The sequence below is a fragment of the Pseudomonas sp. BSw22131 genome (assembly GCF_026810445.1).
In the GTDB taxonomy this organism is placed as follows: Bacteria; Pseudomonadota; Gammaproteobacteria; order Pseudomonadales; family Pseudomonadaceae; genus Aquipseudomonas; species Aquipseudomonas huanghezhanensis.
Window position 1 is genome coordinate 4,589,524 of sequence record NZ_CP113949.1, and the last position, 22,110, is coordinate 4,611,633.

Here is a 22,110-nt window from a genome sequence, read left to right on the forward strand (position 1 = left end):
CGTGAGTCGCCCGTGCAGCCCTCATGGCTGCATGCGAACGAGCATTCTACCCGGAAATGGTGGTGAGGAAAGTGGCGTTATTCCACGATGCTGGCACAGCGCTGTTACGGGGCAGATTAACAATAGGGTCTTTTTTCGTGACTTCAACCCGTAACTGGCAGAAGTTTGATTAATGTTTTTTCATACTTCACGGGTTTAAAAGTCGCGAACACCCAGACTGAACAGGGTAAAAGTTCTCTTTCTGCTACCATGCCCGCTCGTTCTCCGAGGCACCTCTACATGGCATTTCGTCCTTTAACGGCACGCGCACCTGCTGTCCTGTTGCGTGAAGCGAAGCCACTCAAAGCCATTTTCAATCATGCACAGCGCCTGGCACATCTGCAAAGATTGCTCGAAAGCCAGTTGCAACCTGCTGCCCGCGAACACTGTCACGTAGCATCTTGGCGTGAAGGAAGCTTGCTGCTTATCGTGACAGACGGTCACTGGGCGACACGCTTGCGCTACCAACAAAAACGCCTGCAGCGCCAACTGCTGGCGTTCGATGAGTTCAGCAGCCTCACCCGCGTACTGTTCAAGGTGCAGCCCCCTACCATCCCGCAAGGCGCTGCTGGCCACACGATGGATCTGTCGACGGCCGCAGCTGAAAGTATCCAGGCCACTGCCGAAGGGATCACCGATCCCAAGCTCAAGGCAGCACTTGAAAGACTGGCAGCCCACGCCAAGCCCAAGGCCTGACGCTAAACGTCTAACGTCCAACAGGTCCGTGTTCAAAATTCACGGGCATAAAAAAAGCCACCCGAAGGTGGCTTTAAAAAATCAAAACAAGGAAGAGGAAGCTTTACACCGCCGCAACAGGGCGCATGTAAGAGATCGGTGCGGTACTCGCATCTTCAAAGGTCACGACTTCCCAAGCATCTTTCTGTGCGATCAAAGCGCGCAGCAGACGATTGTTCAGACCATGTCCGGATTTGAAGCCGCGGTATTCGCCGATCAGGCTATTGCCCAGCAGATACAGATCACCGATGGCATCCAGAATCTTGTGTTTGACGAATTCGTCCTCATAACGCAGGCCGTCTTCGTTCAAAACTCCATCCTTGTCTACGACGATAGCGTTTTCAACGCTGCCGCCGAGAGCGAGGTTGTGCTTGCGCAAATATTCGATGTCTTTCATGAAACCGAATGTACGTGCGCGGCTCACTTCTTTAACGAACGAAGTGCTGGAAAAATCCACGCTTGCGCTCTGCGTGCGGTTTTTCAGGAACGGGTGATCGAAATCTATTTCGAAGCTCACCTTGAAACCTTCAAACGGGACGAACTTGGCATATTTGCCTTCGTCTTCGACACACACTTCTTGCAGGATACGAATGAATTTCTTCGGTGCGTCCTGTTCTTCCAGGCCAGCCGATTGAATCAGGAATACGAAGGGACCTGCGCTGCCGTCCATGATTGGAACTTCGGAGGCAGAGAGTTCAACGTAGGCGTTATCAATGCCAAGGCCAGCCAGCGCCGAGAGCAAGTGTTCAACCGTATCGACCTTTACATCACCATTGAAAAGAGTGGTGGAGAGCGTGGTGTCTCCAACGTTCTCTGCAAAGGCGTTGATCTGTACGACCGGATCGAGGTCGGTACGGAAAAACACAATGCCGGTATTCACAGGCGCAGGTTTGAGGGTCAGGTATACCTTTTCCCCCGAGTGCAGGCCGATACCTGTGGCACGGATAATATTCTTCAGGGTGCGTTGTTTAATCATGGCATTGGCCGCTTCAGCGCATATCGCGAATTAGTATCAACAAAGGCTGACGATGATAGCAGACCTCGCCTTTGCTGAACACCAATCACCCTTATACCCCTGATAGAACTCATCAATCAGCCTGACGACGCAGGAATGCTGGAATGTCCAGATAATCCAAGTCATCGTGCGGATTCATCTTGGCCGCGGCTGTCGCGCCTGCGTGTGCCTGATTGCGCATCACGGTAGGACGGTCCAGATCACGGTAGTTCACCGACGGCAGTTCCTGACGCGCTGCGTGTTGCTGCGACGGTGCCGCTTGAGCGGTCTGCAGCGTGTTGTCGATCACCTTGACAGGCTTCTCGATTTTCGCGCCCAGGCCGGTGGCAACCACAGTCACGTGCAACTCGTCACGCATATCCGGATCGATAACTGTACCGACCTTGACCATAGCGTGCTCGGATGCGAACGCTTCGATGATGCTACCCACGTCCGAGTACTCACCCAGAGACAGGTCAGGACCGGCAGTGATATTCACCAGAATACCGCGAGCACCCTGCAGGTTGACGTCTTCGAGCAGCGGGTTGCGGATGGCCGCTTCCGTTGCTTCGCGTGCACGGTTCGGACCGCTTGCGCAGCCAGTACCCATCATCGCCATGCCCATTTCGGACATCACGGTACGCACGTCGGCGAAGTCGACGTTGATCATGCCCGGACGCTTGATGATGTCAGAGATACCGCGAACGGCACCGGCCAGTACATCGTCAGCCTTGGCGAAAGCCGAAAGCAGGCTTGCATCCTTGCCCAGGATGGTCAGCAGCTTCTCGTTGGGAATGGTGATCAACGAGTCGACGCTTTCGGACAACATGCGGATGCCTTCATCGGCGATCTGCATGCGCTTGCGACCTTCGAACGGGAACGGACGAGTCACCACCGCAACGGTGAGAATGCCCATTTCCTTCGCCACTTCGGCAATGATCGGAGCTGCACCAGTACCGGTACCGCCGCCCATGCCAGTGGTGATGAAGACCATGTTGGTGCCCTGCAGAACTTCTGCAATGCGCTCACGATCTTCCAGTGCAGCCTGACGACCGACTTCCGGGTTGGCGCCAGCGCCAAGACCCTTGGTCACACCGGTGCCCAGTTGCAGAATGGTGCGCGCGCCGATGTTTTTCAGTGCTTGAGCGTCAGTGTTGGCGCAGATGAACTCGACGCCTTCAATGTTGCTCTTGACCATGTGATTGACCGCGTTGCCGCCGCCACCGCCAACACCGATAACTTTGATTACCGGGCTTTGTGGGATGTTGTCTACGAGCTCGAACATGTTCCCTCTCCTCATTTCTCTAGTTTTTTTACGCCTGTTGCCTGCCTACCACTTTTGAAACTTTAGAAATTCCCCTGCACCCAGCGTTTGAGGCGCTCTAACACTGGTGCCTTAGGTTCATCGCTATAACTGCTACCGGAGCCGGACAGGCCGGACAGCGAGATGCCGTCAGACTGCTTTTGCAGTCCGTACAGCAACAGGCCGACACCAGTGGAGTAAATCGGGTTGCGAACGACGTCCGCGAGCCCTTTGACGCTATGCGGCACACCCAGGCGCACCGGCATGTGGAAGATTTCTTCGGCCAGTTCGACCGCACCTTCCATTTTCGAGGTACCACCGGTCAGCACGATGCCGGCCGGGATCAGATCTTCGTATCCGCTGCGACGCAGTTCCGCCTGGATCAGGGTGAACAGCTCGTCGTAGCGCGGCTCGACCACTTCGGCCAACGCCTGACGCGACAGCTCGCGCGGTGGACGGTCGCCCACGCTTGGCACTTTGATGGTTTCGCCGGCGCCAGCCAGTTTGGCCAGTGCGCAGGCGTAACGGATCTTTATTTCTTCGGCGTACTGCGTAGGTGTGCGCAGGGCCATGGCGATATCGTTGGTGACTTGATCGCCAGCAATAGGGATCACCGCCGTATGACGGATGGCGCCTTCGGTGAAGATGGCGATGTCAGTGGTGCCGCCGCCGATGTCGACCAGGCACACGCCCAGCTCTTTCTCGTCATCGGTCAGCACGGAGTACGCCGACGCCAATTGTTCAAGAATGATGTCGTCGACTTCCAGGCCGCAGCGACGCACGCACTTCTCGATGTTCTGCGCAGCGTTCACTGCACACGTCACCACGTGCACCTTGGCTTCCAGACGTACGCCCGACATGCCCAGTGGCTCACGAACGCCTTCCTGGTTGTCGATCACATAGTCTTGCGGCAGCGTGTGCAGCACACGCTGATCGGCCGGGATGGCCACGGCCTGTGCGGCATCGAGGACGCGCTCAAGGTCTGCCGAGCTGACTTCGCGGTCGCGGATGGCGACGATGCCGTGGGAGTTCAGGCTGCGAATGTGGCTGCCCGCGACGCCGACGAAAGCCGAGTGAATACGGCAGCCGGCCATCAATTGAGCTTCCTCGATGGCGCGCTGAATCGATTGCACCGTCGATTCGATATTCACCACCACGCCCTTCTTCAGGCCGCGCGAAGGGTGGGTGCCGATACCCACGATTTCCAGGGTGCCATCAGCCGCGACTTCGCCTACCAGCGCCACCACCTTGGAGGTACCGATATCCAATCCGACGATCATTTTGCCGCTTTGCACGTTTGCCATGGGTCCTGCCTCTTATCAATTCTTCGCGACGGCGGGTTTGTCCGTCGTTGGCGCTGTGGCCTGTTCACGCCAACCGACGGCAAGGCCGTTGTTGTAACGCAGGTCAACACGCGCAATGTTCGTGATCTGTTCTTTGAGCGTCTTGTCGTAAATGACGATGAAGCGGCGCATTTTTTCCACCAGGTGGTCACGGCCGAGCAACAACTCGATACCCGGGCCTGAGGCACCTGCACCAGTGGTCAAAAACCAACTGCCCCGCTCACGCAATTCCAGTCGAGCGATGGAGAAGCCCATGGGGCGCAACATCTGGCTCAGGTTCTGGTATTGCTGCATCACCTGCTGTTGAGCCCGTTGAGGCCCGAACAACTGGGGAAGGTGTTCGTAGTTGGCCAGTTCGCGCGGGGTGAACGCCTGGCCCTGGTTATTCAACAAAGCCTCCTCACCCCAGCGGGCCACCGGCAGCTGTTCTTCGAGGCGTATCACCACTTGATCAGGCCAGACGCGACGCACTTCGGCGTGGGCAATCCATGGCATCTGCTCAAGCTCGGTGCGCATACCGGCCAGATCAATTGAGAAAAAGCTGGTGGCGACATACGGCGCAATGCGCTGCTGCACCGCTTGCTGGCTGATGTAACTCAGGTCGCCCTGTACGTTGATCTTGGAAATCGGACGATCGGCGTAAGGCAGCAGGCGAAGTGCACCTTCGTAGGTGCCGAACCCAAGCACGACCAGCAGGACGGGCCAGAATAGAAACTTCAGGAAACCAAAGTTCGCCTTCGGCAGACGCACCGACAATGGCTCTTTGGCGACCATTCGGCTTGCGCCACGGGGCACTGGCTTGCGGCCGGGAGCAGGTGGCTGATGACGTAGCGACACACCTTGCATGATCAACCTCGCGCCTGAAGGCTGTCGGCAAACTTCGCCAACAACCGCTGTGTGGAATCAAGGCCCGACGCATCAACCATTACTTGCGAACCAAAGGTACAAGCGGCACGACGTACGACGATCGATTCATCGACCTCGTTCATTTTCGCCATACCGCTATGAGTGCCTTCATGAGCCGGTTGGACGATCAAAGGAAAGTCCAGTTCCGTCGCCAAAAAAATACAATCCTGCTCGCTGCTCAGCACGGCAACACGCCCGAAACGCAAAGGCGTCGGGGTCAAAAGCAGAGAGGATTGCAAGGCGGCTGTCATTTCAGCTTCCCTTCGGTTGAGTTGACGATCGCGCCCTTGAACAAAGGGCTTTTCAGCAACTGCGGTGCAAGGCCGCCGATGTCGCCAGCGCCCTGACACAGCAGGATGTCGCCAGCACGCAACAGCGGCTTGACCAGCGGTGCCAGCTCGACGCCGCGCTCGATGTAGATCGGGTCCAACTGGCCACGCTGACGAATACTGTGTGCGAGCTGACGGCTGTCGGCGCCTGGTATCGGCTCTTCGCCGGCCGGATAAACTTCCATCAGCAGCAACACGTTGGCGTCATTCAAAACCTGCACGAAATCGTCATAGAGATCGCGGGTACGGCTGTAACGATGTGGCTGATACACCATGACCAGACGACGATCCGGCCAGCCGCCACGCACGGCAGCGATCACAGCCGCCACTTCACGGGGGTGGTGACCGTAGTCGTCAACCAGCATCACGCTGCCGTTTTCCACAGGCAGTTCGCCGTAGACCTGGAAGCGACGGCCCACGCCCTGAAAGCCCGACAAGCCCTGAACGATGGCTTCGTCTGATACGCCCTCGTCGGTCGCAATGGCGATGGTCGCCAGCGAGTTCAGGACGTTGTGATTGCCCGGCATATTGACCGAGACATCAAGTGGCTCGCAGTCACGACGCAATACAGTGAAATGCGTGTGCATGCCGTCCTGACGCACATTGATTGCGCGCACGTCGGCCGCTTCGTCAAAGCCGTAGGTCAGGGTCGGACGCTTGACCGATGGCAGGATGTCGCGCACGACCGGATCGTCGATGCACACCACCGCCAACCCGTAGAACGGCAGGTTGTGCAGGAACTCGACGAAGGTTTTCTTCAACTTGTTGAAGTCGCCTTCGTAGGTCGCCATGTGATCGGCGTCGATGTTGGTCACGACCGCTACCAAAGGCTGCAAATGCAGGAAGCTTGCGTCGCTTTCGTCGGCTTCGGCGATCAGGTAACGGCTGGTGCCTAACTGCGCGTTGGTGCCCGCAGCATTCAGACGACCACCGATCACGAACGTCGGGTCCAGGCCACCGGCGGCGAACACTGAGGCGATCAGGCTGGTGGTGGTGGTTTTACCGTGAGTGCCAGCCACCGCGATGCCGTGGCGGTAGCGCATCAGCTCAGCCAGCATCTCAGCGCGCGGGACTACCGGAATGCGGCGTTCCAACGCGGTCGCCACTTCCGGGTTGGAAGTATTGACGGCACTGGAGACCACCAATACGTCCGCTACCGCTGCGTTTTCCGCACGGTGACCGATGAAGATGTGAGCACCGAACGATTCAAGACGCTCGGTCACAGGAGACGCTTTGAGGTCCGAACCTGAAACTTCGTAGCCCAGGTTCAGCAGCACTTCGGCAATACCGCACATGCCCACACCGCCGATACCGACGAAGTGGATGCGGCGGATGCGGCGCATTTCCGGCTGGGGCATCGCGCGTTGATTCTCAACCATGGGCCACCTCCAGGCAGACATCGACGACGGTGTTGGTGGCGTCTGGCTTGGCCAGTTGGCGAGCCGTGGCGGCCATACGTTTCAATTGTTCCGGTTGCATCAAAACCTCTTCCAGGCGAGCGGCCATCTCGGCGGCGCCAGTTGTCGCTTGTGGCATGACGAAGGCAGCGCCTTCGCGGGCCAGATAATCGGCATTACGAGACTGGTGATCGTCAATCGCATGGGGCAATGGCACCAGCAATGACGGCAGACCAGCGGCCGCGAGTTCGCTGATGGTCAGCGCGCCGGCGCGACATACCACCAGATCCGCCCAGCCATACGCCTGGGCCATGTCTTTAATGAAAGGCGCCACTTGCGCCTCCACGCCGGCCGCTTGATAGCGCTCGGTGGTGACTTGATCGTGTTGCTTGCCCGCCTGATGAAACACCTCAGGGCGCAGTTCCGCAGGCACCAGAGCAAGGGCTTCTGGTAATAACTTGTTCAGCGGTTCGGCGCCCAGGCTGCCGCCCAGCACCAACAAACGCGGCTTGCGACCGGCCAGCGCCTGGCGCGGTGTTTCGAAAAACAGCTCGGTGCGTACCGGATTACCCGTGGTACGGCGCTTGGCCGAAGCCGCGAACGTCTGCGGAAACGCTTCGCACACGCGGCTGGCGAAAGACGCCAGGCTACGATTGGCGGTGCCCGCAACGGCGTTCTGCTCGTGAATGATCAGCGGTACACCTGCAAGCTTCGCCGCCAGACCGCCAGGGCCTGTGACGTAGCCGCCAAAACCCACCGCACACACAGGCTGCAGCTCACGCACGATCTTGCGCGCCTGCATAAGAGCCTTGAGCAGCATGAACGGCGCTTTGAGCAGCGACAGCCGACCTTTACCGCGCAGACCTGTGACGTTAATCAGGTGCAGCTTCAGACCGGCAGCCGGGACCAGCTCGTTTTCGATGCCACGCGGTGTACCAAGCCAATGGACCGTGTAGCCCCGCGCCCGGAATTCACGCGCGCAGGCCAGCGCCGGGAACACGTGTCCGCCCGTTCCGCCCGCCATGATCAGCACGTTATTTACGGCCATGGGCGGGCTCCTCGGCGAAGTCGCTTTCATTGAACTCGGCTTCTTCACTGCCCATGTTGTTGCGCGATTCCCATTCGATACGCAGCAACAGCCCAAGGCTTGCACAGCAGATGATCAGCGAGCTGCCGCCATAACTGAGGAACGGCAGCGTCAGCCCTTTGGTCGGCAGCAGTCCAACGTTCACGCCGATGTTGATCAGGAACTGACCAATCCACAGGAATGCCAGGCCGTAGGCGGTGTAAGCGGCGAAAAATTGCTTGGCGCGCTCGGCCCACATCCCGATGTACATCGCCCGCAGGCTGACGAAGACAAACAGGCCAACCGTCGCCAACGAACCCACCACGCCCAACTCTTCGGCCAATACCGAGAACACGAAGTCGGTGTGGGCTTCCGGGAGATAAAACTGCTTTTGCACGCTGTTGCCCAAACCAACGCCCAGCCACTCACCACGACCGAATGCGATCAGCGCCTGAGTCAGTTGATAACCGGAGCCGAACTGATCGGACCACGGGTCGGTAAAAGTAATCAGACGCGCCATCCGATAAGGCTGCGCTTGCACGAGCACGAACACCGCGCCCACGGCCAACGCCACCATCAGCGTGAATCGAAACAAACCAACGCCACCCAGGAACAACATCGCAGCGGCAGCGCCCATCATCACGACGGTGGCGCCGAAGTCGGGCTCCATCAGCAACAGGCCAGCCATGGGCAGCAGCACGATGAACGGCTTGAAGAAGCCCATCCAGCTTTCGCGCACTTCCTGTTGGCGGCGAATCAGATAGCCCGCGAGGAAGATCACCACAAAGACCTTGGCGATTTCCGAGGGCTGAACGTTGAACATGCCAAAACCAATCCAGCGCATCGAGCCATTGACCTCGCGCCCGATTCCCGGCACCAGCACCAACACCAGAAGGCCAAACGCACCCACCAGCATCAGCCAGCCGAGACGCTGCCAGGTGGCAACCGGGATCAGCATGGTCACGATGCACGCGCCCAGGCCCAGCACCAGGTAGACCAGGTGGCGGATCATCATTGCCAGCGTGTTGCCGGACTGCGCGGCGGCCACTTCCGATGATGCCGAAGCAATCATCACCAGCCCCAGACCGAGCAGCGCCAGGCAACCGGCAAGCATCGGGAAATCCACGTCAACGCCACGGCCACTGATGAGCGGCGACGGGTAAGGCTTGATCACACCGAAAATCATGACAAGTCCCTCACGGCCTGGGCGAAGACGCGACCGCGCTCTTCGAAATTCTTGAACATATCCAGGCTTGCGCAGGCAGGCGACAGCAATACGGCGTCCCCTTCCTGAGCCCATTCGGCAGCACGTTGCACAGCTTCTTCCAGTGTTTTGACGCGTACCAGCGGCACGGAATCGCCGAAGGTCGTGGCCAGCAGTTCTGCATCGCGACCCAGCAGGATCACGGCGCGACAATGCGCGGCAACCGGAGCTTTCAAGGCGCTGAAGTCAGCCCCTTTGCCATCGCCGCCGGCGATCAGTACCAGTTTGCCGGCGATGTCCGTGCCCAGCCCTTCGATGGCAGCCAGCGCGGCGCCGACGTTGGTGGCTTTGGAATCATCGTAATAATTAACGCCTTGGCGCTCGCGCATCCATTGGCAACGGTGGATCAGCCCGGTAAATGTGCGCAGGCTCGACAGCATCGCGTCGAATGGCAAACCGACCGCATGCCCCAGCGCAAGCGCAGCCAGGGCGTTGGACTGATTGTGGGCGCCGCGTATTTTCAGCTCGCTGACCGGCATCAGGTTCTCGAACTGGAACGCTAGGTATTTCTCGCCGTTCTCTTCCCGCAGACCGAAGCCATTCATGTCGGGTTTGTTCAGACCGAACGTCCAGGCGGGCACCCCCTCACCGATCAAAGGCCGGGACAAGGCGTCCTGACGGTTGACCACCACTTGCCGCGCACCCCGGAAAATCCGGTGCTTGGCCAAGTGATAAGCCGGCAGACCGCTGTAACGGTCCATGTGGTCTTCGCTGACGTTCAGCACGGTCGCTACTTCTGCGCCAAGCTGATCGGTGGTCTCAAGCTGGAAGCTCGACAACTCCATGACGTACAGCTCGATGTCGTCGCTGAGCAGGTCGAGTGCCGGGGTACCGAGGTTGCCACCGACTGCCACGCGCTTGCCTGCGGCAACGGCCATTTCGCCTACCAGTGTGGTCACGGTGCTTTTTGCATTGGAGCCACTGATGGCAACGATCGGCGCTTTCGCATTACGCGCAAACAGCTCGATATCGCCGGACAGCTTCACGCCGCGTATGGCAGCCTGTTGCAGCGCAGGAGTGGCCAGCGCCAGACCAGGACTGACGTACAGCTCATCGGCGCGGCAAAGAAATTCGACGTCCAGCTCACCACAACGCACTTCCACCTGAGGGTAGTCACGACGCAATGTCTCAAGCTCCGGCGGATTCTCCCGCGTATCGGCCACGGCAAACGACACACCCCGGTTCGCCAGGAAGCGAACCAGGGACATGCCGCTCTTGCCGAGGCCGACAATGATGCGGAAGTGGTCAGAAGCGATCAGTGACACTCGTTCTACCTCAGTTTCAGCGTGGCAAGGCCGATCAGCACGAGAATCACGGTGATGATCCAGAAACGGACGATCACACGCGGCTCGGGCCAGCCCTTGAGTTCAAAGTGGTGGTGGATCGGTGCCATGCGGAAAACGCGGCGGCCGGTCAACTTAAATGATGCAACCTGAATGACGACTGACAGGGTTTCCATTACGAACACCCCGCCCATGATGAACAGGACGATTTCCTGACGCACGATCACAGCGATGGTGCCCAGTGCCGCGCCCAGCGCCAACGCGCCGACGTCGCCCATGAAGACTTGCGCCGGATAGGTGTTGAACCAGAGGAAGCCCAGACCGGCCCCGATCAATGCGCCGCAGAACACGATGAGTTCACCTGCACCGGGCACGTAAGGGATCAGCAGGTACTCAGCGAACTTCACGTTACCCGACAGGTAGCAGAAAATGCCCAGCGCACCGCCCACCATCACCGTTGGCAGAATCGCCAGGCCGTCTAGGCCATCGGTGAGGTTGACTGCGTTGCTGGAACCCACGATCACGAAGTACGTCAGGACAACGAAGCCGACACCCAGCGCAATACTGAAGTCCTTGAACATCGGAATCAGCAGCGTGGTTTCGACCGGCGATGACGCAGTCATATAAAGGAAGATCGCAGCGCCAAGGCCGAACACCGACTGCCAGAAATACTTCCAGCGGCTTGGCAGCCCTTTGGAGTTCTTTTCGATCACTTTGCGGTAGTCATCGACCCAGCCGATGCCGCCGAACAGCAGCGTCACAATCAGCACCACCCACACATAGCGGTTGGAAAGGTCAGCCCACAACAGCGTACTGATCGCGATGGCGGACAGGATCAGCGCCCCGCCCATGGTCGGCGTGCCGGACTTGGACAAGTGCGATTGAGGACCATCGTTACGCACGGATTGGCCGATCTGTTTGTTCTGCAGGGCCCGGATCATCCAAGGCCCAAGGCACAGCGACATCGACAATGCAGTGAGCACGCCGAGGATCCCGCGCAGGGTCAGGTATTGGAAGACCGCGAAGCCTTTATAGAACTGTTGCAGATACTCGGCCAGCAGCAGCAGCATTAATGTTTCTCCAGCACGGTTTCACACAACGCCGCCACGATGTTTTCCATCGCGGCGCTGCGAGAACCTTTGATCAAAATGGTGGTGTTCTTGTTTTGCTCGGCGGCGAGCGCCGCAATCAGGTCGGCCTGATTGGCAAAATGGCGGGCATCCTGCCCGAAAGCTTTCGTTGCATGGGCCATCAATGGACCAACGGCATACAGTGCATCGACTTTCCCGGCAGCGTATTCGCCGACCTCTCGATGCCCCTGCTCCGCCCAGTCGCCCAGCTCGCCAATGTCGCCCAGCACCAGCACAGAGCGGCCGGGGAAACTTGCCAGAATGTCGACAGCCGCAGCCACCGAAGTCGGGTTGGCGTTGTAGGTGTCATCGATAACGCGCATGCCATTGGCCGCCAACTGCGCAACCGTCCGGCCTTTGACCGGCTGAACATTGTTCAAGCCTTCGACGATACCTTGCAGCGATACATCAAGCGCATAGGCAACAGCCGCGGCAGCCATTGCATTGGCCACGTTGTGCGTGCCCAGCAGATTGAGCTGCACTGAAGCGGCGCCAACAGGGCTGTTGAGCGTGAAGGCCGGGCAGCCGCGTGCGTCGATCCCGAGGTCGCTGGCATAAATGTCTGCCACCGGATTGCCGAGAGAGAAACTCAAAACCTTGCGTTCGCCCGCACGCTTGTGCCAGATGTCAAAAGCCTTGTCGTCCAGGTTGAGCACCGCGGTCCCAAATGCGTCCAGGCCGTCGATGATTTCACCTTTGGCCTGCACGATTTTTTCCGGACCACCGAACTCACCCACATGGGCAGTCCCGGCGTTGGTGATGACAGTGACATGCGGCTTAGTCAGGCTGACCGTAAAAGCAATTTCGCCGACGCGTGAAGCACCGAGCTCAATCACGGCAGCGTCGTACTCGGCAGCCAGGGACAGCAGTGTCAGCGGAACGCCCAATTCGTTGTTCAGGTTGCCGCGAGTAGCCAACACCGGACCGCGTGTACGCAGGATGCTTGCGAGCATCTCTTTCACGGTGGTTTTGCCGCTGGAGCCCGTAATGGCTGCCACAGGCTTATTGACGAAGGCATTGCGGTTTATGGCCGCCAGTTGCGCCAGCGCCTGTCGCGTGTCGGCAACCACCATTTGTGGCAGATTCGAATTTTCAACTTCACGTTCGACCAACGCCCCGACTGCACCCTTTTCAGCAACCTGATCGAGGTAATCATGGCCGTCAAAGCGCGGGCCGGTCAGCGCGACGAACAGATCACCGACACCGACTCCACGGCTGTCGATACTCACTGCGTCGAACGATACGTCTTCACCCACAAGACGCGCATTCAACGGCCCCGCCAACTCACTGAAGATCAAAGGCCTAAACATGCGAGACCTCCCAGACAGCGAGCGCTCTGGTCGCCTCTTCAAGGTCTGAAAACGGATGGCGCTGGCCATCGATCTCCTGGTAATCCTCGTGGCCTTTTCCGGCCAGCACGATGACATCGCGTGCATCTGCATCAGCGATCACCCGGGCGATTGCATTGCCACGCCCAGCAATAAAGGTCACTTGATCCCCAGCCACGAGGCCTGCACGGATGTCATCAAAGATGCGCGCAGGGCTTTCGGTTCTTGGATTGTCGTCGGTCACCAACACTTTATCTGCCAGGCGCTCGACGACTTCGGCCATCAAAGGACGCTTGCCGCGATCACGGTCACCGCCGCAGCCAAACAGGCACACCAATTGACCTTGAGCATGCGGGCGCAAAGCGGCGAGCACTTTTTCCAACGCATCCGGGGTGTGGGCATAGTCGACCACCACCAGTGGACGAGTGCCGCCACCCAGACGCTGCATCCGGCCAACCGGGCCTTCAAGACCCGGCAGCACTTTAAGAACTTCGTCCAGCGCGTAATCCAGACCCAACAGCGCGCCGACAGCCGCCAGCACGTTGCTCAGGTTGAAGCGGCCCAGCAGGCTGCTGCGCAGAATGTGCTCGCCTTGCGGCGTGACCAGCGTGGCGCGCACGCCGTTGTCATCGAACGTCGCTTGGCGGCAATACAAGTAAGCGCTGGCATCTTCCAGGCTGTACGTAATCAGCCGCGAAGGCTGAGATTGCGCCGCGAGCTCGCGTCCAAAGTCATCGTCCAGATTGATCACGCGGCAGCGCAAGTCATTCCAGGCAAACAGCTTGGCCTTGGCAGCGCCATAGGCTTGCATCGTGCCGTGATAATCGAGGTGATCGCGGGAAAGATTGGTGAACACCGCAACGTCGAACGCCAGCGCCGTTGCCCGGCCCTGATCCAGACCGTGGGACGAGACTTCCATCGCGATGGCTTTAGCGCCGGCCTTGCGCAGGTCAGTCAACGTGGCCTGAACGGAAATCGGGTCCGGCGTGGTGTGAATGCCGCTTTTCAGCGCGCCATAGAAACCGTTGCCAAGCGTACCAATGATGCCGCTGCGCTGGCCCAGTTGATCAAGCGCCTGGGCGATCAATTGGGTCACGCTGGTTTTACCGTTGGTGCCGGTAACACCCACCAGATTCAAGCTGCGGGTCGGGTCGCCGTAGAACCGACCTGCAATGTCGGACAGCTGCGCCGCAAGGCCTTTGACAGGAATCATCGGCACATCGGTAATAGGCAGTACTTTCGCGCCTTCGACTTCGTAGGCAACAGCCGCTGCACCGTGCGCAATCGCGTCAGTGATGTGATCGCGGCCATCGACCTTCAATCCGGGAATGGCCAGGAACAAGTCGCCCGGACGCACCTTGCGGCTGTCCAGGGTCAATTCACGGATCTGTAGATCACGGTCGCTGGAGGCGAAAATCTTGCTCAGACTAGAAGACATCAGCCACGTCCTCCCTTGACTGGAGCGGCAACGGGCGCCGCGTTGGCCTGCTCAGGTGGAATCGGTGCCAGGTTGTCTGGACGCACGTTCATCAGGCGCAACGTGCCGGACATGACTTTGCTGAACACAGGCGCAGATACCAGGCCGCCGTAGTAGCCGCCTTTGCTTGGCTCGTCGATCACTACGACGATGGCGTAGCGCGGATTGCTCATCGGACCGAAACCTGCGAACAGCGAGCGGTAGGAGTTTTCGGCGTAACCCTTGGTACCCACCGAAGTCTTACGTGCCGTACCGCTCTTGCCTGCAACGTGATAGGACGGAACACGCGCACGGTAAACACCGCGTGGGTCTTCGATAACTTGTTGCAGCATGCCCTGCAAAGTTTTTGCGGTGGCCTCAGGAATGGCCTGCGTCGAGCTTTGGGGCGTATCGGTCTTGAGAATGGTCAGCGGCACCAGCTTGCCGTTGTTCGCCAGTGCGGAATAGGCATGCACCAGTTGCAGCGCCGTCACGGACAAGCCGTAGCCATAAGACAGCGTCGCTGTTTCTGCTTTGCGCCATTCACGGTAGTTGGGTAGGTTGCCGACGCGCTCGCCAGGGAACCCCAGACCGGTGTACTGCCCCAGGCCCACGCGCTGCATGGCACGGAAAATCGCTTCGCCGCCCACGTCAAACGCCACCTTGCTCATGCCGACGTTACTGGAGTTGATCAGAATCCCGGTCAGATCGAGGATCGGACCTTCAGTCTTGGTCACGTCGCGGATGGTGTATTTGCCGATCTGCAGCGTGCCGGGGTAGACCTCAACCTTGTCGCTTGGCTTCCAGCGACCGCTGTCGAGCGCGGCGGTCATGGAAATCGGCTTCATGGTCGAGCCCGGCTCGAACACGTCGATGATTGCGCGGTTACGCATCGCGGCCGGCACCATGGTGCGGCGGTTATTCGGGTTGTAGGTAGGCTGATTGACCATCGCCAGCACTTCTCCGGTCTTCACGTCCATGATCACCAGGCTGCCAGCCTTGGCGTCGTTTTCCTGAATCGCGTTGCGCAGCTCACGGGTCGCCAGGTATTGCAGGCGCAGGTCAATAGACAAAGCCAAGGTCTTTCCAGCCTTGGCGTTTTTTGTGACCTGCAGATCCTTGATCACCCTGCCGCGCCGATCCTTGATGACTTGACGTTTACCCGGGACACCGGCAAGCCAATCGTCATAGGCCAGCTCGACCCCTTCGCGTCCGTGGTCATCAAGGTCAGTGAAACCCACCATGTGAGCCGTCACGTCGCCCGCCGGATAGAAACGCCGAAATTCTTCCTTGGCATATACGCCCGGAATTTTCAGGTCGACCACAGCCTGTCCCTGCTCGGGCGTGAGGCCGCGAACCAGGTAGATGAATTCTTTGCTCGCCTGCTGATCAAGGCGTTCGGTCAGCGCTTTCGGGTCTTGGCCGAGAGTGGTAGCCAGCAGACCCCACTTGCTCTTGTCCGCCTGCATTTCCGATGGATTCGCCCAGATGGTGGCGACCGGCGTACTGACTGCCAGTGGCTCACCATTGCGATCAGTGACGAGACCACGGTGTGCGGGAATGGAAATGGTGCGCAGGCTACGCGCGTCGCCCTGCTCGATCAGAAACCGATGATCGATGACCTGCAAGTCAATAATGCGATAGCAAATGGCGAGCACCATGACGACCAACAGCCCGACAACCAGACGGAATCGCCAAGGATAAAGTGCACCCTCGAGCTTCATCATGGCGACACCATCCGGATCTGGGCGGCGTCAGGAATGCGCATTTTGAGTTGCTCAGTCGCCAGCGCCTCTATACGGCTGTGCGCGGTCCAGGTGCTCTGCTCAAGGATCAGACGACCCCACTCGGCCTGCGCTTTATCGCGCACGCTGAGTTCGTTGTACAAAGAGTTGAGTAGCTGGCGGTTCCAGTGCGCGCTGTAAGACACACCGATGGCCGATACCAGTACGGCAACGAACAACATCAACATGATGAAGCTGCCGCCCGGCAGGGGCTTGAGAAAAACGCGACTCATCGCAGCTTCTCCGCAACACGCATGACGGCGCTGCGAGAACGAGGATTGGCTTTTGTTTCGGTGTCTGAGGCGAACTGCGCCTTGCCGATCAGTTTGACTTTCGGCTCGAACGCCTGATGGCGGATCGGCAGGTTGCGTGGGAGGTTGTCGGCTTCGCCTTTTACCAGTTTGCGCATGAACTGTTTGACGATGCGGTCTTCCAGGGAATGGAAGCTAATCACGACCAGACGCCCGCCCACTTCCAGTGCTTGCAGTGCAGCATCAAGGCCTGCTTCCAGATCGCCCAGTTCGTTATTGACGTGAATGCGTAGCCCTTGAAATGCGCGCGTCGCCGGGTTCTTGCCTTTCTCCCAGGCCGGATTGGCGACCTTCAGGACTTCGGCCAGATCACCGGTACGCTCAAAGGGCTGGGTTTCACGGCGAGCAACAACGGCTCCGGCCATGCGTCGGGCAAAGCGTTCTTCGCCATATTCCTTGAACACGCGCGCGATTTCTTCGGCGGGCGCAGTATTCACGAACTCGGCAGCGCTGACGCCACGGGACGGGTCCATACGCATGTCAAGCGGGCCGTCATTCATGAAACTGAAGCCGCGCTCAGCGTCGTCCAGTTGAGGCGAGGACACACCAAGGTCCAGCAGAATGCCGCTGACACTGCCTGCGAACCCTTGGTTTTGAGCCTCTTCGCCGAGTTCGGCAAAGCTGCGCTGCACAATGACAAAGCGGCCGTCTTCGGCCGCCAGCGTTTGCCCGGTGGCAATCGCTTGAGGATCTTTATCGAATCCGAGAAGCCGACCGTCCGGGCCCAGTTTCTGCAAGATGAGACGGCTGTGCCCGCCCCTTCCAAATGTGCCATCCAGATAGCAGCCATCAGCGCGCACCGCGAGAGCCTCGACGGCTTCTTCAAGCAGTACGGTGATGTGGGTAAAGCCGCTATTCATAGTCACAAGATCAAATCACGTAGTTCATCAGGCATCGCGCCCGGTTTTTGAATGGCCGCCAGATCCGCATCAGCAAGAGCGTTCCAGGCGTCCTCATCCCAAAGTTGAAACTTATTGAGCTGGCCAACCAGCATCACGCGCTTATCCAGCTTGGCGTAGTCGCGCAAGCGTGGAGGCACCAGAAAACGCCCACTGCCATCGAGTTCCAGATCGACTGCGTTACCAATCAACAACCGCTGCAAACGACGGTTTTCCTCACGGAACGTCGCCAACTCACGCAATTTCGCTTCAATCAGCTCCCACTCGGGGAGTGGGTAAATACAAAGGCAAGGATCAACGGTGTCGATTGTCACAATCATCTGACCGGCGCTACGCGAATCGAGCTCGTCGCGGTACCGGCTCGGCATAGCGAGTCGGCCCTTTGCATCGAGATTGATTGCGTTGGCACCACGAAACACAGGCGCATTCTCCGAATATTAGCTTTTTGCGTTAAAAAAACCCACTTCGCGCCACTTTCTGCCACTTGCGCACACTATAGGAATGCGGCCACCACACCGTCAAGGCGCCGCCCTAAGGAAAAGCCTTACATAACTGAGATTTAGGAGAGGTAACGTGGGGGTTTTGCTAAATTTCAACGAGAGCTGAGGGATAAACTCGATAGCCCACAGAAAGATAGGAGCCGAACTTAAAGTGATTTATGAGCTGTAAGATTTTTTTGGTATTACGGAGGGGATTTTGCGAAGTAAATAAATCGAGGGAAAAAGGTGGGGAGTCGATCTGTAAGCCGGGTTCTGTCGAGGACAGTCATTCCTCTACGATGGCCATCACTGGACATCTTTAGCAACCTACCCGGTTCCAGCGCGGGCCACGCCTTGGAACCCTATTTGGTCTTGCTCCGAGTGGGGTTTACCTAGCCACGAACTGTTGCCAGACGTGCGGTGCGCTCTTACCGCACCTTTTCACCCTTACCGGCACCGAAGTGCTTAGGCGGTTATTTTCTGTGGCACTTTCCGTAGGCTCACGCCCCCCAGGCGTTACCTGGCACTCCGCCCTATGGAGCCCGGACTTTCCTCCCCCCTCTGTTGCGGAACAACAGAAGGCAGCGACTGTCCAATCGACTCTCCGCCGCCAAGGTTAATGGCCCGCCGCCTTTAGAACAAGCTTTATCAGGCCGCTGCGCCATTTCGTCACGGCGCACATCACAACCTTACTCTCCTTTCTGTTTGTCCAGCGCGACCTGATAGAGCAGATTCTTACGGACTCCCGTGATCTCCGCAGCCAGTGCAGCGGCGCGCTTGAGCGGCATTTCGCTCAGCAGCAGATCAAGCACGCGTCGCGCCTCAGCACCAATCACATCCTCACCCTCAGGCTCGCTCCAGCCAGCCACCAACACCACGCATTCTCCGCGCTGCTGATTGCTGTCGCCTTCGACGAATGCGCGCAGCTCTCCCAAAGGCAGACCTTTGAGCGTTTCAAAAGTTTTAGTCAGCTCGCGGCCCAACACGGCGGGACGCTCAGGACCAAACACCGCTTCAAGATCTTGCAGGCATTCGAGGATGCGATGGGGCGCCTCATAGAAGATAAGCGTTCGCGGCTCTTCTTTCAGAAGCTCTAGCCGCGCTTTGCGGCCGACAACCTTGGCCGGCAGAAAACCCTCGAAGATAAACCGGTCGGACGGCAGACCTGCGGCCGACAACGCGGCAATGAGTGCGCACGCACCTGGCACCGGCACCACTTGAATCCCGGCGGCACGCGCCTGACGCACCAGGTGATAACCCGGATCGGAAATCAATGGCGTGCCCGCATCGGAAATCAGCGCCACGCTGTCACCGGCCAATAGCTTAGCGATGAAGCGGCTGCCTTCTTCGCGCTCGTTATGTTCGTGACACGCTGCCAACGGCGTAGCGATACCGAAGTGCTGCATCAACCTTAACGAGTGACGGGTGTCTTCCGCTGCAATCAATGCAACGTCACGCAGCACCTTGAGTGCACGCACACTCATGTCGTCCAGGTTGCCAATCGGCGTTGCCACCACATAAAGCGAACCCGTAGTGGAATTCAAAGCACCTGGAGCAGTCAAAACGCACACCTCATGTTCAGTAAAGCCCGCATTGTACAGCCTAAGCGCTCTACAGGCGGACGTCGGGTACAGGGAGATAGAAAATGAACGGCCTCAACCATTCAATCCCCGATTACGGTACAGCCATGCCGCTTCAACCCGAGGCTGGTCACGATATCGCGCTGCGGCGCGACCAATATCGCGGCATTAACGCTACCAACGTCGCGCCCCGGCCAGTGCTTGGGTACACTTCCACGCTAATTTGCTCGAGTATCAGGAACATACACATGATCGCTTGCCTGCGGCTGTTCTCTGCCCTCTGCCTGGCTGCCCTGTTGGCGGCTTGCGCCAGCTCGCCCTCTTCCAGCCTTGGCGAACTTCCACGCACCCCTGACGCGAGCATCGAGCAGCTGCTCGAAAAAGCCGCTGCGGCCAAATCACCCGAAGAGGCTGCATTGCTCAGACTGACTGCGGCCGACCAGGCGGCGCGCCAGAATGATCCTGGCCGCGCGGCCAGCATTCTTGAGCAGGTCAAGCTGGACCAGCTGAAGATGGACAAGCAAATCATCGCAAGCACTCTTTCAGCCGAACTTGCACTGGGGCGCAGTCAGCCCAAAGCTGCCTTGACAGCACTCAGTCATCCAAGCCTGCAACATCTTGATGAAATGCCGACAGACTTGCAGGTTCGCGCCCACACTGCCCGCGCCAAGGCTCTGGAGGCTGACAACCAGCCGCTCGCCGCTGCCAGCGAACGCGTCTACATGTCGCCTATGCTCAAGGGCGCCGACGCCAGCGCCAACAATGAGGCGATATGGACCCTGATCGCGGCCTTGCCGCCAGAACAACTGCAAAGCGCCGCAACCGACGTCATGGGTGGCTGGCTGAGCCTCGCCCGCGCGGTCAAGGGCGCTGGCACGCTTGAGCAACAGCAGGCGGCCATTGATGCATGGAAAGCGCAAAACCCGCAGCACCCTGCTGCGCTTCAACTCCCGACCACGCTTGCTCAACTGCGTGACCTCAAAAGTGAACCGCTGACCAAGATCGCTTTGCTACTGCCACAAGATGGGGCCCTTGCTTCTGTGGCGCGAGCCCTGCGCGACGGCTTCATGGCCGCTCATTATCAGGCGCAACAAGCGGGTCAGAACCCGCCGACCATTCAGGTTTTCGACAGCTCCCGAGTGACGTCGATGGATGCGTTTTATCAGCAGGCCAAGGCTGCTGGCGTGCAACTGGTAGTCGGTCCGCTGGAAAAGCCACTGGTCAAACAGCTCAGCAGCCGCCCGCAGTTGCCGATCACGACGCTGGCACTGAACTACAGCGACACCAACGCCGCAGGCCCGCCGCAGTTGTTCCAGTTTGGTCTTGCCGCTGAAGACGAAGCCCGCGAAGTGGCACGTCGCGCCTGGGCGGATGGCAAGCGCAGCGCCGTTGCCATGGTGCCGAAAGGTGAATGGGGCGATCGAGTGCTGGAAGCGTTCCGCCAGAGCTGGCAAGCCAAGGGCGGTACATTGCTGGGCGCAGAACGCGTAGATCAGCCCGTCGCACTGGCACAGCAGATCGCCGAGCTATTCCAGTTGCGCAACAGCGAAGGCCGCGCGCAACGCCTGCAAAGCACCACGGGCGCCAACGTCGCTGCACAGCCAACGCGTCGACAGGATATCGATTTCATGTTCCTGGCTGCGACACCGCAACAGGCGCAGCAGATCAAACCGACCATGGTTTTCCAGTACGCGGGCGATGTTCCCGTGTATGCAACGTCACACTTGTTCACCAACAGTGGCGATCAGGCGCAGTACAACGACCTGAATGGCGTGCGCTTCTGCGAGACCCCTTGGCTGCTTAATGCGACCGATCCGTTGCGTCAGCAAGTGACCGCACAGTGGCCACAGGCTGGAGGTACCTTGGGACGGCTGTACGCGATGGGCATCGACGCCTATCGCCTGGCACCGCGCCTCGGTCAGTTGAAGACGCTGCCTGAAAGCCGCCTCGACGGTTTGTCCGGCAGCCTGGCAATCGGTGCCAACCAGCGGGTCGAGCGCCAGTTGCCGTGGGCCGAGTTCGTCGACGGCAAGATCCAGCGTCTGCCAGACACAGCACCTTGAAGCAAAGCACTGCGCGACAAGTCGCAGGGCGAGAGGCTGAAGCCTACGCCCTGCGACACCTGCAGCAGCAGAACCTGACACTGATTACGCAAAACTGGACATGCCGACGCGGCGAGCTCGATCTGGTCATGCTCGACGGCGATACAGTAGTATTCGTCGAAGTTCGCTATCGTCGTCACGCGGGATGGGGCGGAGCACTTGAAAGTGTCGACTATCGCAAGCAGGAAAAGCTCACACTGGCAGCTCAGTCGTTCCTGCAGAAAGAGTCGCAGTGGGCCGACGCTCCCTGCCGATTCGATGTTGTCGCGATCAATGGCGACCCCGGCTCGCAACCCGCGCTGAACTGGATACAAAACGCATTTGATGCATGATCGATGCCTCAAGCGCAGCATGAAACAAGCCGATAGCGCTTGAAGACACA

Annotated in this window: 19 protein-coding genes, 1 other RNA gene and 1 pseudogene; 3 read left to right on the forward strand and 18 right to left on the reverse strand. The window is 58.8% G+C overall.

From position 1 onward, the window contains the following. Positions 1-279 precede the first annotated feature (279 nt). Positions 280-735 carry a DUF721 domain-containing protein gene (locus tag OYW20_RS20760; protein WP_268797793.1) on the forward strand — a complete coding sequence of 152 codons (456 nt, stop codon included), beginning with the start codon at positions 280-282 and terminating at the stop codon, positions 733-735. Between the two features lie 103 nt (positions 736-838). Here OYW20_RS20760 and lpxC read toward each other — a convergent pair whose 3' ends face one another. From lpxC to rsmI, 18 genes and pseudogenes are all read right to left on the reverse strand, one after another. Next, positions 839-1,750, reverse strand: a complete 912-nt coding sequence (gene lpxC / locus OYW20_RS20765; protein ID WP_268797794.1) for a UDP-3-O-acyl-N-acetylglucosamine deacetylase — start codon at positions 1,748-1,750, stop codon at positions 839-841. A 112-nt stretch (positions 1,751-1,862) separates the two neighbouring features. After that, positions 1,863-3,053: a cell division protein FtsZ gene (gene ftsZ, locus OYW20_RS20770; protein WP_268797795.1), complete on the reverse strand. Its 1,191-nt coding sequence runs from the start codon at positions 3,051-3,053 to the stop codon at positions 1,863-1,865. A 62-nt stretch (positions 3,054-3,115) separates the two neighbouring features. Then, positions 3,116-4,375: a cell division protein FtsA gene (gene ftsA / locus OYW20_RS20775; protein ID WP_268797796.1), complete on the reverse strand. Its 1,260-nt coding sequence runs from the start codon at positions 4,373-4,375 to the stop codon at positions 3,116-3,118. A 15-nt stretch (positions 4,376-4,390) separates the two neighbouring features. Next, the gene (locus OYW20_RS20780) at positions 4,391-5,260 is read right to left on the reverse strand and encodes a cell division protein FtsQ/DivIB (protein ID WP_268797797.1); all 870 of its coding nucleotides are present in this window, start codon (positions 5,258-5,260) and stop codon (positions 4,391-4,393) included. Positions 5,261-5,331: 71 nt separating this feature from the next. Next, positions 5,332-5,532: pseudogene (locus OYW20_RS20785) on the reverse strand (D-alanine--D-alanine ligase); the annotation flags it as partial. Positions 5,533-5,567: 35 nt separating this feature from the next. Then, entirely contained in the window at positions 5,568-7,028 is a 1,461-nt protein-coding gene (murC, locus tag OYW20_RS20790; RefSeq protein WP_268797798.1) for a UDP-N-acetylmuramate--L-alanine ligase, read from the reverse strand. Then, a complete protein-coding gene (gene murG / locus OYW20_RS20795) occupies positions 7,021-8,094 on the reverse strand; it encodes an undecaprenyldiphospho-muramoylpentapeptide beta-N-acetylglucosaminyltransferase (RefSeq protein ID WP_268797799.1) in 1,074 nt (357 codons plus the stop codon). The genes murC and murG overlap by 8 nt, the downstream gene beginning before the upstream one ends. Then, positions 8,081-9,298 (reverse strand): putative lipid II flippase FtsW, encoded by a 1,218-nt coding sequence (gene ftsW, locus OYW20_RS20800; protein WP_408005427.1) that lies wholly within the window; start codon positions 9,296-9,298, stop codon positions 8,081-8,083. Before ftsW ends, murG begins: the two co-directional genes overlap by 14 nt. Continuing rightward, positions 9,295-10,641 (reverse strand): UDP-N-acetylmuramoyl-L-alanine--D-glutamate ligase, encoded by a 1,347-nt coding sequence (gene murD, locus OYW20_RS20805; protein ID WP_268797800.1) that lies wholly within the window; start codon positions 10,639-10,641, stop codon positions 9,295-9,297. Before murD ends, ftsW begins: the two co-directional genes overlap by 4 nt. A gap of 5 nt (positions 10,642-10,646) precedes the next feature. Then, positions 10,647-11,729 (reverse strand): phospho-N-acetylmuramoyl-pentapeptide-transferase, encoded by a 1,083-nt coding sequence (gene mraY, locus OYW20_RS20810; protein ID WP_268797801.1) that lies wholly within the window; start codon positions 11,727-11,729, stop codon positions 10,647-10,649. After that, positions 11,729-13,099 carry a UDP-N-acetylmuramoyl-tripeptide--D-alanyl-D-alanine ligase gene (locus OYW20_RS20815; protein ID WP_268797802.1) on the reverse strand — a complete coding sequence of 457 codons (1,371 nt, stop codon included), beginning with the start codon at positions 13,097-13,099 and terminating at the stop codon, positions 11,729-11,731. The genes mraY and OYW20_RS20815 overlap by 1 nt, the downstream gene beginning before the upstream one ends. Continuing rightward, positions 13,092-14,555: a UDP-N-acetylmuramoyl-L-alanyl-D-glutamate--2,6-diaminopimelate ligase gene (locus OYW20_RS20820; protein WP_268797803.1), complete on the reverse strand. Its 1,464-nt coding sequence runs from the start codon at positions 14,553-14,555 to the stop codon at positions 13,092-13,094. The genes OYW20_RS20815 and OYW20_RS20820 overlap by 8 nt, the downstream gene beginning before the upstream one ends. After that, positions 14,555-16,300, reverse strand: a complete 1,746-nt coding sequence (locus tag OYW20_RS20825; RefSeq protein WP_328284793.1) for a peptidoglycan D,D-transpeptidase FtsI family protein — start codon at positions 16,298-16,300, stop codon at positions 14,555-14,557. The genes OYW20_RS20820 and OYW20_RS20825 overlap by 1 nt, the downstream gene beginning before the upstream one ends. Further along, on the reverse strand, positions 16,297-16,590 hold the full coding sequence (gene ftsL, locus OYW20_RS20830; protein WP_268797804.1) for a cell division protein FtsL: 294 nt from the start codon (positions 16,588-16,590) through the stop codon (positions 16,297-16,299). Before ftsL ends, OYW20_RS20825 begins: the two co-directional genes overlap by 4 nt. Continuing rightward, positions 16,587-17,528, reverse strand: coding sequence for a 16S rRNA (cytosine(1402)-N(4))-methyltransferase RsmH (gene rsmH, locus OYW20_RS20835; RefSeq protein ID WP_268801198.1), 942 nt, complete (start codon positions 17,526-17,528; stop codon positions 16,587-16,589). Before rsmH ends, ftsL begins: the two co-directional genes overlap by 4 nt. A gap of 2 nt (positions 17,529-17,530) precedes the next feature. Further along, entirely contained in the window at positions 17,531-17,986 is a 456-nt protein-coding gene (gene mraZ, locus OYW20_RS20840; RefSeq protein ID WP_268797805.1) for a division/cell wall cluster transcriptional repressor MraZ, read from the reverse strand. Positions 17,987-18,292: 306 nt separating this feature from the next. Next, positions 18,293-18,650, reverse strand: an RNA gene (gene rnpB / locus OYW20_RS20845) — RNase P RNA component class A. 85 nt (positions 18,651-18,735) lie between these two features. Beyond that, positions 18,736-19,530: a 16S rRNA (cytidine(1402)-2'-O)-methyltransferase gene (gene rsmI / locus OYW20_RS20850; RefSeq protein ID WP_268801199.1), complete on the reverse strand. Its 795-nt coding sequence runs from the start codon at positions 19,528-19,530 to the stop codon at positions 18,736-18,738. Positions 19,531-19,874: 344 nt separating this feature from the next. Here rsmI and OYW20_RS20855 point away from each other — a divergent pair, with 344 nt between their 5' ends. Continuing rightward, positions 19,875-21,689 (forward strand): penicillin-binding protein activator, encoded by a 1,815-nt coding sequence (locus tag OYW20_RS20855; RefSeq protein WP_268797806.1) that lies wholly within the window; start codon positions 19,875-19,877, stop codon positions 21,687-21,689. Beyond that, positions 21,686-22,060 carry a YraN family protein gene (locus tag OYW20_RS20860; protein WP_268797807.1) on the forward strand — a complete coding sequence of 125 codons (375 nt, stop codon included), beginning with the start codon at positions 21,686-21,688 and terminating at the stop codon, positions 22,058-22,060. The genes OYW20_RS20855 and OYW20_RS20860 overlap by 4 nt, the downstream gene beginning before the upstream one ends. Positions 22,061-22,110: the final 50 nt, after the last annotated feature.